Source organism: Agromyces subbeticus DSM 16689 (genome assembly GCF_000421565.1).
Taxonomy (GTDB): Bacteria; Actinomycetota; Actinomycetes; order Actinomycetales; family Microbacteriaceae; genus Agromyces; species Agromyces subbeticus.
Genome location: NZ_ATXG01000007.1, coordinates 111,602 through 124,200 on the forward strand (window position 1 = coordinate 111,602; position 12,599 = coordinate 124,200).

Below are 12,599 nucleotides of genomic sequence, written 5' to 3' on the forward strand. Positions count from 1 at the left end.
GCGTCGCGCCGGCGCTATCGTTGGGCCATGGTCAGCGCCGCGATCGCGAGGCATCCGCTGGCGTGGGGCGCTGCCTGGGCCGCCGCGCTCGGCGTCGTGATCGTGTTCGCCGCGCTCTTCGACTGGCCGGCCGGGGTCTGGTCGCTCCTCATCGTGCTGCTGGTCGGCCCGAGCCTGGTCGCGACCGTCATCGTGCTGCAGGCGACGCCGCGTGACCACCTCGCCCACCGCACCTCGGTGTTCGGCCACTTCTTCTCGCGGTACCTGACGCTCGTGTTCGCCTTCGCCGCCTGGTCGGGCTCCGTGGTCCTGGGTGCCGCGATCTCGACGTCGATCCAGCTCGCCGCCGACGGCAAAGAGGATGAGCTCGTCGGCATCGGCTTCCAGGTGCTCGCGCTCCTCACGCCGGTCGTGGCCGGTGTGCTGTGGGCGGCGCTCATCGTGCGCTGCTCGTGGTTCCTCGCCCGATTGCGCGGTTGGGCCGAGGCGCCGGCTGCGAGCGAGGTGCCGCAGTCGATGCTCGCGACCCGCCCGACGCTGCGCCGGGTCGTGATCGGGCTCGCCCACCCCGGGCTGCTGCTCGCGACGGGACTGGCATCGGCGCTGCTCGCGATGCTCGCCGCCGAGAACGAGTTCAGCATCGTCCTCTGAGGCGCCCGGCGCCGCGGCATCCGCTCGGCTACTTGAGCGACTTCTGCAGCAGCACCGTGCCGAGCCAGCGCTCGAACTTGAAGCCCACGCGGCCCATGCGCCCGATCTCCTCGAAGCCGAACTTCTCGTGCAGGGCGATCGACGCCTCGGCGCCCTGATCGGCGATGACGGCGATCATCTCCTTCAAGCCCGCAGCCTTCGCCCGTTCGATGAGCTCGGCGAGCAGCACCCGGCCGAGCCCCTTGCCGGATGCCGCGGGGCCGAGGTAGATCGAGTTCTCGACCGTGTAGCGGTAGGCGCGCTTCTGCTTCCACGGTGAGACGAGCGCGAAGCCGAGCAGCTGCCCGCTCGGCGACACGGCGACGATGAACGGCATGCCGAGCTTCTCGAGGTACGCGAACTTGTCCTTCCACTCCGCGAGGGTCATGGCGTCTTCGTCGAAGGTGACCGTGGAGTTGGCGACGTAGTAGTTGTAGATCTCGCGAACGGCCGGGAGATCGGCGGCGCGCGCGTCGCGCAGCGAGTACTCGAAGGGCGCCTCTGCAGGGGGCGCCGGGCGAAGGTGGGGCGGCAGCACGCGTCGCGCCTGGTATTCCTCTTCGAGCATGCCGCCAGAATACCCGCGACGTGTTGCCGTGGGATTACACGAGCCGGAGGGGCTGGTCCGGCAGGCTCCAGTCGACGGGCGCTGCACCCTGCGCCTCGAGCAGCGCGTTCGCCCGGCTGAAGGGCCGGGATCCGAAGAACCCGCGCGACGCCGAGAGCGGACTCGGATGCGCCGACTCGATCGTCGGCGTATCGCCGAGCAGCGGCGTGAGCTGCTGGGCGTCGCGCCCCCACAGCACCGCCACGAGCGGGCCGCCCCGCGAGACGAGCGAGCGGATCGCATGGTCGGTCACGGTCTCCCAGCCCTTGCCGCGGTGCGACGCGGGAGCCCCTGGCTGCACGGTCAGCACCCGGTTCAGCAGCATCACGCCGTTCGCGCTCCAGTGGGTGAGGTCGCCGTGCTGCGGCGGCACCACCCCGAGGTCGTCGGCGAGTTCGCGGTAGATGTTGGCGAGGCTGCGCGGCACTGGCCGAACCTGCGGATCGACGGCGAACGAGAGGCCGATCGGATGCCCCGGAGTGGGGTACGGGTCCTGACCGACGATGAGCACCCGCACGTCGGCCAACGGAGCGTTGAACGCCCGGAGCACGTGCCGCTCGCCCGGCAGGTAGCCGCGCCCGGCCGCCTGCTCGGCGCGGAGGAACTCCTCGAGGCCGGCGAGGTGCGGGCCGACCGGTGCGAGCGCGCGCGCCCAGCCCGCGTCGATGCGGCCTTCGGCGGCAAGCTCGTCGAGGGACGTCGAAGTGACCATCAACTGCCGGTGGTGGAGACCAGCACGCCGCCCCCGATGAGGTGCACGCTCACGCGGCACCCTCGTCGAGCGCCGGGCGTTCCACGGGCGGCAGGGCCGACCACGGGAAGACGATCCAGTCGTCGGTGCGGCGGTAGTCGAAGTCGGGAGCGAGCACCGTGTGCGACTTCGTGTAGAGCGTCGCGGTGCGCACGTCGGCACCCTCGTCGGTGAGCAGCCCGAGCACCTTGGCGAGGGTGCGGCCGGAATCCGAGACGTCGTCGACGAGCAGCACGCGTTTGCCCATGAGTGCCGGCGCGTCGAGCATCGGCGGGTGCAGCACCGGCTCGGGCAGTCGCTCGTCGATGCCGGAGTAGAACTCGACGTTGATCGAGCCGCACGCCTTGGTGCCGAGCGCATAGGAGATCGCGCCGGCGAGCAGCAGCCCGCCGCGGGCGATCGCGATCACGACGTCGGGGCGGAAGCCCGAGTCGAGCACGTCGCCGGCGAGCGATCGTGCCGCGTCGCCGAACTCGTCCCAAGTGAGGATCTCGCGGCGGATTCCGTCGACACCGGTTGCGGCGTCATTCGCATCGAACGTCATTCCCCAAGGGTAGTCGGCGCGGCGTCAGACCCGGCCGTCGTTCGGCGGCTCATCGAGCGTGCCGTCGGCGTTGTCGGCGTTTCCGCGCCGTGCCACGCCGATGCGCTCGTTGATGAGCGAGATGATCGTGGCCGATGCCGTGCCCACGATCGCGACCCCGCCGGCCATCAGCAGCACGGCGTAGATGCGGCCGGTCACCGTGATCGGGTAGGTGTCGCCGTACCCGACGGTCGCGATCGTGACGAAGGCCCACCAGATCGCGTCGCCGAAGCTCGTGATGGTGGCGCCCGCGGCGTCGCGCTCGGCCGCGAGCGTGGCGAGCGAGATGAAGTAGATGAATAGTGCGGCGTAGCAGGCCGCGTAGATCACGATGTTCGCCCGCACCGCTGAGCCGCTGCCTCGCTGCAGGTACGGCACTTCGCGCAGGAGCGCGAGCACGCGGAACGCCCGGAACACGGGCAGTAGTGCCGACATCACGTCGACGGGGTGCGTCCAGAGGAAGTGCCAGCGATCGCCGCGCGGTGTCAGCGCGATGCGCACCACGAGATCGGCCAGGAAGACGACCCAGGTGATCACGATGACCAGGCTGAGCCCCAGCACGGCAAGGGTCGGCAGCTCGCGGATCAGCACGAGCAGCGAGTACGCCACGATGAATGCGAGCCCGAGCACAACGAGGGCAACGGTCGTGTGTTCTTCCCACCGAAGCCGCTTCGGCGCCGCCGCGACCATGTCAGTCGCCCTCTCCGCGTACCGTGAGCGGGCCCTTCGTCAGCCGGTACGGCGCGGCCTGAGCCACGGGCTTGACGACGATCAGGTCGAGGTCGACGTGCCGTGGCTTCTGCACGGCATCGGCGATGACCGCCGCGATGTCGTCGGCCACGAGCGGCTCGGGCACGTCGTCGTAGACGGCGTCGGCCCTGGCCCGGTCGCCGCCGAACCGCACGAGCGCGAACTCGTCGGTCTTCACCATGCCGGGCGCCACCTCGATGACTCGCAGCGGTTCGCCGTTCAGCTCGAGCCGCAGCACCTCGGTGAGAGCGTGGGCGGCGAACTTGGCGGCGTTGTAGCCCCCGCCGCCGGCATAGGCGGTGTGGCCGGCGATCGACGTGACGTTGACGATGTCGGCGACGCCCCGTGCAATGGCGCCCTTGCGCAACAGTGGCAGCAGTGCGCTCGTCACGCGCTTGAGCGCGAGCACGTTGACCTCGAACATCCACGCCCAGTCATCGACGTCGCTCGCCTCGACCGAGTCGAGGCCCTTCGCACCGCCGGCGTTGTTGACGAGCGCATGCACGGGACCGGTCGCGGCGAGGTGCTCGCGGAGTCGGTCGACGTCGGCCTGCTTCGTGAGATCGGCCACGACGACGGATGCCCCGGTCTCGGCGGCGAGCGCCTGCAGGCGATCCTCGCGGCGGGCCACGCCCACGACGCTCCAGCCGGCGGCGCGGAAGGCCCGCACCGTCGCCTCCCCGATGCCAGAACTCGCACCCGTCACGACCACTCGCAGCTCACCCATGCGCCCATTCTGCACTGCCGGCCGCCGCAGGTGCGGTTGAATGGACTGATGCAGACGAGGCCGCAGGCGACTCCGAGCCGGCGCAGACGTGTTCCCCTGTGGGACAACGCCCGATGGATCGCAATCACCCTGGTGGTCATCGGCCACGGAATCCTGCCCCTCATCGCAGAGTCGAACTCCGCCTACAGCGTCTACCTATTCATCTACTCGTTCCACGTCGCCGTCTTCGTCACGGTGAGCGGCTACTTCGCGAAATCGGGGCCGCCGAACGCCCGTGGGCTGCGGCAGGTCATGACCGACATCGTGCTGCCCTTCCTCATCTTCGAGACGATCTGGACCGTCATCCGCTGGATCCTCGGGGGCGAGTTCGCACTCGACTACACGACCGCCTCGTGGACGCTCTGGTTCCTCATCGCCCTCGCGATCTGGCGCATCGTGCTGCCGTATCTCGTGCTGCTCCGCTATCCCCTGCTCATCGCCATCGCGATCTCGATCGGAGCCGGCTACACCGAGACGATCGACTCGACCCTGGCCCTCTCGCGCACCCTCGGCATGCTCCCCTTCTTCGTCTTCGGCTGGAAGCTGCGTCAGTGGCAGCTCACCGGCCGCTGGCTCGAACTCGGCACCGCGGTCGCATGGCGGTGGCGGGCCGGCGCCATCATGCTGTTCGGCGCCACGCTCGCACTCATGCCCGCGGCGATCGAGACCTGGCGCGACCTGAAGCTGCGCCGATTCATGCTCTACGACGAGTCGTACCAGGCGATCGGCTACGACGAGCCGTGGTCGGGGGCCATCCGGCTCGGGCTGCTGTTGTTCGCGATGCTGCTCGCGGTCGCCTTCCTCGTGCTGATGCCGCGGGGCGCGCACTGGTTCACGCCGTTCGGCACGGCGACGATGTACATCTACCTGTTGCACTCCTTCGTGCTGTTCCCGTTCCGCGAGACGCCGATCCTCGCCGGCGACCAGCCGTTCTGGGTGCTGCCGGCGATGATGCTCTTCTGCATCGGGATCTCGATCGTGCTCTCGCTGAAGCCCGTGCGCCGGGTGTTCCGGCCGCTCGTGCAGCCGCGGGCGCGGTGGCTGTTCCGGCCCGAACCGTCGACCGCCACGGGAACGATCGTGCTGCCGCCCGAGAGCGAGCTGAAATAGCGGATGCCTCGAGCGTGACGCCGTGTTGCGGCATCCGTTGCCCGGCCTCGGGCACCCGCCTAACGTGGCTCGAAAGCCACGGCGCACCCATGCGCGACTTCTGAGGAGACTTCCATGAGCGACACCGCCGACTGGCGTTTCGAGACCAAGCAGGTGCACTCGGGCGCAGCGCCCGACCCCGTGACCAACGCGCGTGCCACGCCGATCTACCAGACCACGTCGTACGTGTTCAACAACGCCGAGCACGCGCAGAACCTGTTCGCGCTCGCCGAGTTCGGCAACATCTACACGCGCATCCAGAACCCGACGCAGGCCGTCGTCGAAGAGCGCCTCGCGGCGCTCGAGGGCGGCAGCGGCGCGCTGCTCGTGGCATCCGGTCAGTCGGCGTCGACCTTCGCGGTGCTGAACATCGCAGAGGCCGGCGATCACATCGTCTCCTCGTCGTCGATCTACGGCGGCACCTACAACCTCTTCAAGTACACGCTCGCCAAGCTCGGCATCGAGACGACGTTCGTCGAGAATCAGGACGACCCCGAGGAGTGGCGCCGTGCCGTGCGCCCCAACACGAAGCTCTTCTTCGCCGAGACGATCGGCAACCCGAAGATCAACATCCTCGACATCCGCACGGTCTCCGATGTCGCGCACGAGTCGGGCGTTCCGCTCATCGTCGACAACACGATCGCCACGCCGTACCTCATCCGCCCGTTCGAGCACGGCGCCGACATCATCGTGCACTCGGCGACAAAGTTCCTCGGCGGGCACGGCACCGTCATCGGCGGCGTGATCGTCGATGGCGGCACCTTCGAGTGGTCGAAGAACGTCGAGCGCTTCCCTGGCCTCACCGAGCCCGACCCCTCGTACCACGGCGCGAGCTACACGGCCGCGGTCGGCGACGCCCTCGCCTACATCATCAAGGCCCGCGTGCAGTTGCTGCGCGACCTCGGTGCCGCGATCGCCCCGGCGAGCGCGTGGCAACTCATCCAGGGCATCGAGACCCTGTCGCTGCGCATCGAACGCCACGTGCAGAACGCCCAGGAGATCGCGGAGTGGCTCGATTCGCACCCCGATGTCGCGAGCGTCAACTACTCCGGGCTGCCGTCGAGCCCCTGGTACGCCGCCGCGAACACGTATGCGCCGAAGGGCGTCGGAGCCGTGCTCTCATTCGAGCTCAAGGGCGGCGTCGACGCCGGCCGGGCACTCGTCGACAGCCTGTCGCTCTTCAGCCACCTCGCGAACATCGGCGATGTGCGCTCGCTCGTCATCCACCCCGCGTCGACGACGCACTCGCAGCTGACCCCCGAGCAGCAGCTCACGACCGGCGTGACGCCCGGACTCGTGCGGCTGTCGGTCGGCATCGAGAACATCGACGACCTGAAGGCCGACCTCGAGGCCGGCTTCGCAGCGGCACGCGCCGCCACCGAGGCCGCCAGGGTCTGACCCCGGGCACGACACGACGGCGGATGCCGTGAGCCCACCCGGGCCCGCGGCATCCGCCGTTTTCGCGTGGCCGGCGGGCACCGGAAGCGGCCTCCGCCTCAGCTCCACCCGTTCGTCGTAACAAAGCGCGGGCGGTCGCCGGGATTCGGGAGAATCGAAGCATGGACTGGCAGACGACGGCCGACGCGGTGCCCGCGAGCATCGTCACCGAGGCGCGGGCGGCATCGCTCGCCGGCCGCGCGCCCGCGACCGGTGCGTGGCGAGAGGGCGACGCCGTCGGCGACCGCCGCTTCGTGAGCATCGGCGAGGTGCCGTTGGAGTCGGGCCAGTCGCTTCCCGCCGCGCGCATCGCCTACGAGCAGTGGGGAACGCTGTCGCCTGCGCGCGACAACGCGGTCCTGGTGCTCCACGCACTCACCGGCGACAGCCACGTCGTGGGTCCCGCGGGTCCGGCGCATCCGAGCGCCGGGTGGTGGCCGGGAATCGTGGGGCCTGGCCTCGCGATCGACACCGATCGCTGGTTCGTCGTCGCCCCGAACGTGCTCGGCGGGTGCCAGGGGTCCACCGGGCCGGCGTCGCTGGCCCCCGACCGCAGCGAATGGGGCATCCGATTCCCGTTCCTCACCATCCGCGACCAGGTGCGAGCCCAGATCGCCTTCGCCCGAGAACTCGGCATCGAGCGCTTCGCCGCCGTCATCGGCGGGTCGATGGGCGCGATGCACGTGCTGGAGTGGGCGATCATGGCTCCCGAGGCGGTCGAGCGCATCGCAGTGCTCGCCGCCCCGGCGACCACCTCGGCCGACCAGATCGCGCTGAACTCGGTGCAGATCGAGGCGATCCGCACCGATCCGGCGTTCCGCGGCGGCGAGTTCTACGACGCGCCCGATGGCGATGGCCCGACGCAGGGTCTGGCACTGGCCCGGCGCATGGCGATGCTCAACTACCGCACCGCGTCCGAGCTCAACCAGCGGTTCGACCGCAGCTGGCAGTCCGACCTCGACCCGCTCGGCGGCGATGGGCGCTTCGCCGTCGAGTCCTACCTCGACTTCCACGGCAACAAGTTCACCCGCCGCTTCGATGCCAACAGCTACATCGTGCTCACCCAGGCGATGAATTCGCACGACATCGGGCGAGGCCGAGGCGGGGCCGGCGTTGCGCTAGCGCGCATCCAGGCACAGAGCCTCGTGCTCGGCATCGACAGCGATCGGTACTTTCCGCTGACCGGCCAGGTCGAGATCGCCGCGGGGCTGGGCCACAGCGTCCATGGGCCGACCCCGGTGCTCGTCGAATCCGAGTACGGTCATGACGCCTTCCTCATCGAAGACGATGCGGTCGGCGCGGCCCTCGCCGGGCTCCTCGCCGCCTGAGCCATCGCTCCCGGGGGCGATTCCGCTACTCTTCGAGAGTGACGGTGGCCGTGTCCACGACTGCCGACCACCCAGGGGGTGTCATGAAGCGCATCCAGAAGGAACGCGATCGGTTGTTGCGGCAGCTCGCCCGGGTCTCCGGCCTGAGCGGCACGATCGGCGCACTCGCCTGCCTCCTCGTTCCCGGCACGACGACTGGGCTCGAGCTCGCGTTGTCGGCCCTGCTGAGCCTCGGTGCCGGCGCCGGAATCGCCCTGCACGCCGTGCGGGGCGCCGTCGCACCGGCCATCGCCGCCGTGGCGTGCTCGATCGCCCTCATCCTGCTGCTCGGGGCGGGAGCGGTGCTCGATCCCGTCACGATCGCGGCGATGGCGATCACGGCGGCGATCACCGCCTCCTCGGTCGCGATTCCCCTGATCGTGCGCTCCGACGGACCGTTCCTCGTGCTCGGCCTCGTCGCGGCGACGCTGATCGCCATCGGGGTGGTCGCCATCACGGGTCACGAGATGCAGACCGTCGCCATCGGCGCGATCATGGGCTGGGCCGCCAACTCGGCGATCGGCGTCTGGCTCGACAAGGCCATCGCGACGGCCGCCGACCGCATCGCCGAGGTCGGCCGGGCGCACGAGGCCGAGCGTCTCGCGAGTGAGCTCGAGTCGCAGCAGCGGCAGGACGCGCGGGTGCTGCACGACACCGTGCTCGCCACCCTCAGCCTGCTCGCCCATTCCGGTGTCGGCGTGAGCGCCGGGGCGCTGCGTCAACAGGCCGGCGATGACGCCAGGCTGCTCAAGCAGCTCAGGCTCGGCGCGCCGCTCGACCGCGGGTCGACCACGGTCTTCTCGCCGGAGTCCGACGACGACACGATCGGCCTCACCTTCGAATCGGTGCGGCAGCGCTTCGCACGCATGGGCCTCGATGTGAATTGGCACGGCACCGGCCGCCTCGCGCTGCCGCGTGAGACCCTCGACGCTCTCCTCGGCGCCCTCGGCGAGTGCCTCGAGAACGTGCGCCGGCACGCGGGCGTCACCGAGGCTGATGTCACGGTGAGCGACGACGACCGCACCGTGCGCGCCATGGTGACCGACGCCGGCACCGGCTTCGAGCCCGACACGGTCGACGGTGCGCGACTCGGGTACGCCGAATCCGTCGTCGGCCGGCTCAACACCGTCGGCGGGCGGGCCCGCATCTTCTCCTCACCCGGATCCGGCACGACGGTGATGCTCGAGGTGCCGAAACCATGAGAGAGCCGCAGATCGCCGCTTCGATCACCGGACGACCCTTCCGCCGACCGAGCCGCTCGGCACGGGCTGCCGGCGATGTGCGCGAGAGCCACGGCGGGCGTCGTCTCGCGGTCGGTATCACGATCGCGTCCGGCCTCATCATCGCCGGCCATCTCGCTCATGCACTGACGCTCGCGCCGCTCTTCCCGCCCGGCCCAGGCCCGTGGGCCGCGTGGTTCGCGCTGCTCGGGGTCGTCGGCATCGGCGTGGTCTCACGCATGGTGTCGCGCAACGCACCGCTGCCCGACTGGCTCTACCTCACGCTCCTCATCGCGCTCATCGCGCCCGTGTGGCTCGACATCGCCGCCACGCAGGGGCTCCTCCACCTCGGCGTGACGCCGACGGCCGCGGCCGCGGCCGGGGCCGTGCTGATGCCCGTCGCGGCGATCAGGGGCATCCGCATTCCCGTGCTCGTCGCGGGAGCGATCGGCCTCGTGATCGCCGTGGCGGCCCTTTTCCAGCTCGAGTCCGCGGGGCACCACACCGTGACCGGCGTCGTCGTCGCGGCAGCCACCGTGCTGCCCGTCGTCGTCGCCGTGCTGGCGATCGGCGGCTTCCGGCGGCTCGTGCGCCGCGAGCTCGACCTCTCACTCGTGCAGAGCACGGTCGCGACACCGCGCACCGCGGTCGGCATGCGCGCCTCGGAAGAGCTCGCGCAACTCGACTTCGACGCTGAGTCACTGCTCGACGACGTCGGCTCGGGTCGCATCGCCATTCCCCTGCCCGCCGAGGCCGCCGAACGGGCGGGCACCATCGCAGCCCGCCTCCGCGTGCGACTGATCGAGGGGCGCAACGACACCTGGCTTCGGCACGCCGTCACCGAATCCGCCTACCTCAGCAATCGGGTGACCGTCGACGATCCCGGCGGACTCGCGGGCCTGCTCGGCCAGGCACAGCGAGACGGCCTGCTCCTCGCCCTGTGGTTCCTCGTCGGCGAGCAGTCGAAGGGCACGGCCGAGCTCTCGGCGCACGTCACCTGCCGCGAACCCGCCGACGCCTCTTCGCCCGATACGCCCGATCTGCTGCTCTCGATCGAGGTGACAGGACTCGCTCGACGACGCGTCGACCCCGCAACGTGGGATGTACTCGATAGTGTCGGTACACACGAGGTCGAGGCGGCTCCGGAAACGTTCCGCATCGACATCGACTGCCGGGTCGATCCGCACGTCTCGGCTGGGGTTCCGGTCGCCCGCGGGGCGGCTCATCCGAGGGGAAGCTGAATGGCAGACACCGATCCACCGATCCGCCTGGCGATCGTCGACGATCACCGCATGCTGCTCGGGGCCCTCTCCGAGTGGATTCGCACCGCGGCACCCGATATCGAACTCATCGCCGCGGTGCCGTCGTGGTCAGAACTGCTCGCCCACCCCGACTTCCCCGTCGACGTCGTGCTCCTCGACCTCGACCTGCGCGACAACATCCCGATCTCGCTCAAGCTGTCGATGCTGAAGTCCGCCGGTGTGCAGACGATGCTCATGAGCACCTACTCCGAGCCCGCGGTGGTTCGCGAGGCGCTCAGCTCGGGTGCCCTCGGCTACCTGGTGAAGTCCGAGCCGGTCGAGACCATCATCGAGGCGATCCGGGCGGCGCGCATCGGCGAGTCGTACCTCACCGCCGAACTCGAACTCGCGCTCAGCGAGAACGGCACCGCACCGAAGCTCTCGGCGCAGGAGCGCCGGGTGATGGCCCTCTACGGTGCCGGCCAGCCGGTCAAGGCTGTGGCGTTCCAGCTCGGCATCTCCGAAGAGACGGCGAAGAGCTATCTCAAGCGCATCCGTGAGAAGTACCGGGCGTCGGGCTACGACGTGGGCACCAAGGTGGCACTGCGCAAGCGCGCGATCCTCGACGGCATCCTGCTGCAGTCCGACTGATCCGGTCGAGCGGATGCCGCGGCATCCGCTCGCCGATGGCAGGGCGTGGCGCTCAGGCGTCGACGGGCTCCACGGCCGCGATCGCACCGGTCGCATACGGCACGGCGACGCCGCGCTGGTGCCGCGATCGATCGAGGGCGAACGACGCCACCGCGAGCGCCGCGCCGGCGAGCGTGAGCACGAGCCCGATCCAGATCGGTGCCACGTAGCCGAGGCCGCTCGCGATCGCGACGCCGCCGAGCACGGCGCCGAGGCTGTTGCCGATGTTCAGGGCCGAGTGATTCAGCGCGGCGGCGATCGACTGGCTGTCGCGTGCGACGTCCATCAGCCGGGCCTGGATCGTGGGTGAGAGCGCCGCCGAGGCGCCGCCGACGAGCAGCACGCCGGCGAACAGGCCCACCGGGTTCGTCGCCGTGAACGCGAGCAGCACCAGCGCGGCGGCGAGAATCGCGAAGAACAGGTACATGGAGCGGCGCACGCTCCAGTCGGCGAGGCGACCGCCTGCGATGTTGCCGATCGTCATGCCGATGCCGAATGCGATGAGCACGACGGGCACGAACGACTCGGGCAGGCCGGTGACCTCGGTGGCGAGCGGTGCGACGTAGCTGTAGACGGCGAAGAGGCCGCCGAAGCCGATCGCGCCGATGCCGAGCGCGAACCAGACCTGGGCACGCGTGAACGCCCGCAGTTCGCGCTTCATCGTGGCATGCGGGTCACCCGCTTGCCACGGCACCGCCACGAGCACGGCGACGAACGTGAGCGCGAAGATGCCCGCGACCGCGAGATAGGCGGTGCGCCAGCCGGCGGCCTGCCCGAGCCACGTGATCGCCGGCACTCCGATCACGTTGGCGATCGTGAGGCCCGAGAGCACGAGTGCGACGCCACGGGCGCGCTTGCCCGGCCCCATGAGGCTCGCCGCGACGAGCGATGCGATGCCGAAGTACGCGCCGTGCGGCAGCGCAGCCACGAATCGCGCGATGAGCACGAGCTCGAACGTGGGCAGCACGGCCGAGGCGACGGTGCCGACCGTGAAGGCCGTGAGGAGGGCGAGCAGCAGGCGCTTGCGCGGCCATCGCGCGGCCGCGGCGGCGATGGTCGGCGCGCCGACGACGACGCCGAGCGCGTACGCCGAGATGACCCAGCCGGCCGTCGCGTTGGCATCGGCCGGCGACTCCGCGGCGAGCTCGGGCAGCAGGTCGTGCGCGATGTTCGGCAGCAGGCCCATGGCGACGAACTCGGTCGATCCGATGCCGAAGCCGCCGAGTGCGAGCGCCAGGAACGCGAAACGAATACGGGCCGGCGACAACGTCGTCGGCCCGTCGGTTGACTGGGTCACCCGTCGATTCTCGCACGGAATCGAATCGATTCGAATCGGTTCGACTTCTGC

At 70.1% G+C, this 12,599-nt stretch carries 12 protein-coding genes and 1 pseudogene; 7 read left to right on the top strand and 6 right to left on the bottom strand.

Annotation, left to right across the window (positions count from 1 at the left end; translation table 11 throughout):
- Positions 1–27: 27 nt before the first annotated feature.
- Positions 28–651: a hypothetical protein gene (locus H521_RS23010; protein WP_156891389.1), complete on the top strand. Its 624-nt coding sequence runs from the start codon at positions 28–30 to the stop codon at positions 649–651.
- 28 nt (positions 652–679) lie between these two features.
- On the opposite strand, the gene H521_RS0111515 is transcribed toward H521_RS23010, so the two are convergent.
- Genes H521_RS0111515 through H521_RS0111535 form a run of 5 tightly spaced genes read right to left on the bottom strand, consistent with a single transcriptional unit; the run spans position 680 to position 4,108 of the window.
- Positions 680–1,258, bottom strand: a complete 579-nt coding sequence (locus H521_RS0111515; RefSeq protein WP_022893173.1) for a GNAT family N-acetyltransferase — start codon at positions 1,256–1,258, stop codon at positions 680–682.
- A 34-nt stretch (positions 1,259–1,292) separates the two neighbouring features.
- The gene (locus tag H521_RS0111520; RefSeq protein WP_022893174.1) at positions 1,293–2,009 is read right to left on the bottom strand and encodes a uracil-DNA glycosylase; all 717 of its coding nucleotides are present in this window, start codon (positions 2,007–2,009) and stop codon (positions 1,293–1,295) included.
- A gap of 49 nt (positions 2,010–2,058) precedes the next feature.
- Positions 2,059–2,592 (bottom strand): phosphoribosyltransferase, encoded by a 534-nt coding sequence (locus H521_RS0111525; protein WP_022893175.1) that lies wholly within the window; start codon positions 2,590–2,592, stop codon positions 2,059–2,061.
- 24 nt (positions 2,593–2,616) lie between these two features.
- Complete coding sequence (locus H521_RS23015; protein WP_022893176.1) at positions 2,617–3,321, bottom strand: potassium channel family protein; 705 nt, start codon at positions 3,319–3,321, stop codon at positions 2,617–2,619.
- A 1-nt stretch (position 3,322) separates the two neighbouring features.
- Positions 3,323–4,108, bottom strand: a complete 786-nt coding sequence (locus tag H521_RS0111535; RefSeq protein ID WP_022893177.1) for an SDR family NAD(P)-dependent oxidoreductase — start codon at positions 4,106–4,108, stop codon at positions 3,323–3,325.
- 48 nt (positions 4,109–4,156) lie between these two features.
- On the opposite strand from H521_RS0111535, the gene H521_RS23020 reads away from it, so the two are divergent.
- The 6 genes and pseudogenes from H521_RS23020 (at position 4,157) to H521_RS0111565 (ending at position 11,212) form a co-directional block, all read left to right on the top strand.
- A complete protein-coding gene (locus H521_RS23020; protein ID WP_022893178.1) occupies positions 4,157–5,257 on the top strand; it encodes an acyltransferase family protein in 1,101 nt (366 codons plus the stop codon).
- 111 nt (positions 5,258–5,368) lie between these two features.
- Positions 5,369–6,694: pseudogene (locus H521_RS0111545) on the top strand (bifunctional o-acetylhomoserine/o-acetylserine sulfhydrylase); the annotation flags it as partial.
- A gap of 161 nt (positions 6,695–6,855) precedes the next feature.
- The gene (gene metX, locus H521_RS0111550; RefSeq protein WP_022893180.1) at positions 6,856–8,061 is read left to right on the top strand and encodes a homoserine O-acetyltransferase MetX; all 1,206 of its coding nucleotides are present in this window, start codon (positions 6,856–6,858) and stop codon (positions 8,059–8,061) included.
- A gap of 83 nt (positions 8,062–8,144) precedes the next feature.
- Complete coding sequence (locus H521_RS0111555) at positions 8,145–9,302, top strand: sensor histidine kinase (RefSeq protein ID WP_022893181.1); 1,158 nt, start codon at positions 8,145–8,147, stop codon at positions 9,300–9,302.
- Complete coding sequence (locus H521_RS23025; RefSeq protein WP_022893182.1) at positions 9,299–10,561, top strand: hypothetical protein; 1,263 nt, start codon at positions 9,299–9,301, stop codon at positions 10,559–10,561. The genes H521_RS0111555 and H521_RS23025 overlap by 4 nt, the downstream gene beginning before the upstream one ends.
- Complete coding sequence (locus H521_RS0111565) at positions 10,562–11,212, top strand: response regulator transcription factor (RefSeq protein WP_022893183.1); 651 nt, start codon at positions 10,562–10,564, stop codon at positions 11,210–11,212. It begins immediately after the preceding gene.
- Between the two features lie 52 nt (positions 11,213–11,264).
- On the opposite strand, the gene H521_RS0111570 is transcribed toward H521_RS0111565, so the two are convergent.
- Positions 11,265–12,548, bottom strand: a complete 1,284-nt coding sequence (locus H521_RS0111570) for an MFS transporter (RefSeq protein ID WP_022893184.1) — start codon at positions 12,546–12,548, stop codon at positions 11,265–11,267.
- Positions 12,549–12,599: the final 51 nt, after the last annotated feature.

Coding starts and splice junctions, on each gene's coding strand:
- H521_RS23010 (WP_156891389.1), top strand. CDS start 28: ATGGTCAGCGCCGCGATCGCGAGGCATCCGCTGGCGTGGGGCGCTGCC.
- H521_RS0111515 (WP_022893173.1), bottom strand. CDS start 1,258: ATGCTCGAAGAGGAATACCAGGCGCGACGCGTGCTGCCGCCCCACCTT.
- H521_RS0111520 (WP_022893174.1), bottom strand. CDS start 2,009: ATGGTCACTTCGACGTCCCTCGACGAGCTTGCCGCCGAAGGCCGCATC.
- H521_RS0111525 (WP_022893175.1), bottom strand. CDS start 2,592: ATGACGTTCGATGCGAATGACGCCGCAACCGGTGTCGACGGAATCCGC.
- H521_RS23015 (WP_022893176.1), bottom strand. CDS start 3,321: ATGGTCGCGGCGGCGCCGAAGCGGCTTCGGTGGGAAGAACACACGACC.
- H521_RS0111535 (WP_022893177.1), bottom strand. CDS start 4,108: ATGGGTGAGCTGCGAGTGGTCGTGACGGGTGCGAGTTCTGGCATCGGG.
- H521_RS23020 (WP_022893178.1), top strand. CDS start 4,157: ATGCAGACGAGGCCGCAGGCGACTCCGAGCCGGCGCAGACGTGTTCCC.
- metX (WP_022893180.1), top strand. CDS start 6,856: ATGGACTGGCAGACGACGGCCGACGCGGTGCCCGCGAGCATCGTCACC.
- H521_RS0111555 (WP_022893181.1), top strand. CDS start 8,145: ATGAAGCGCATCCAGAAGGAACGCGATCGGTTGTTGCGGCAGCTCGCC.
- H521_RS23025 (WP_022893182.1), top strand. CDS start 9,299: ATGAGAGAGCCGCAGATCGCCGCTTCGATCACCGGACGACCCTTCCGC.
- H521_RS0111565 (WP_022893183.1), top strand. CDS start 10,562: ATGGCAGACACCGATCCACCGATCCGCCTGGCGATCGTCGACGATCAC.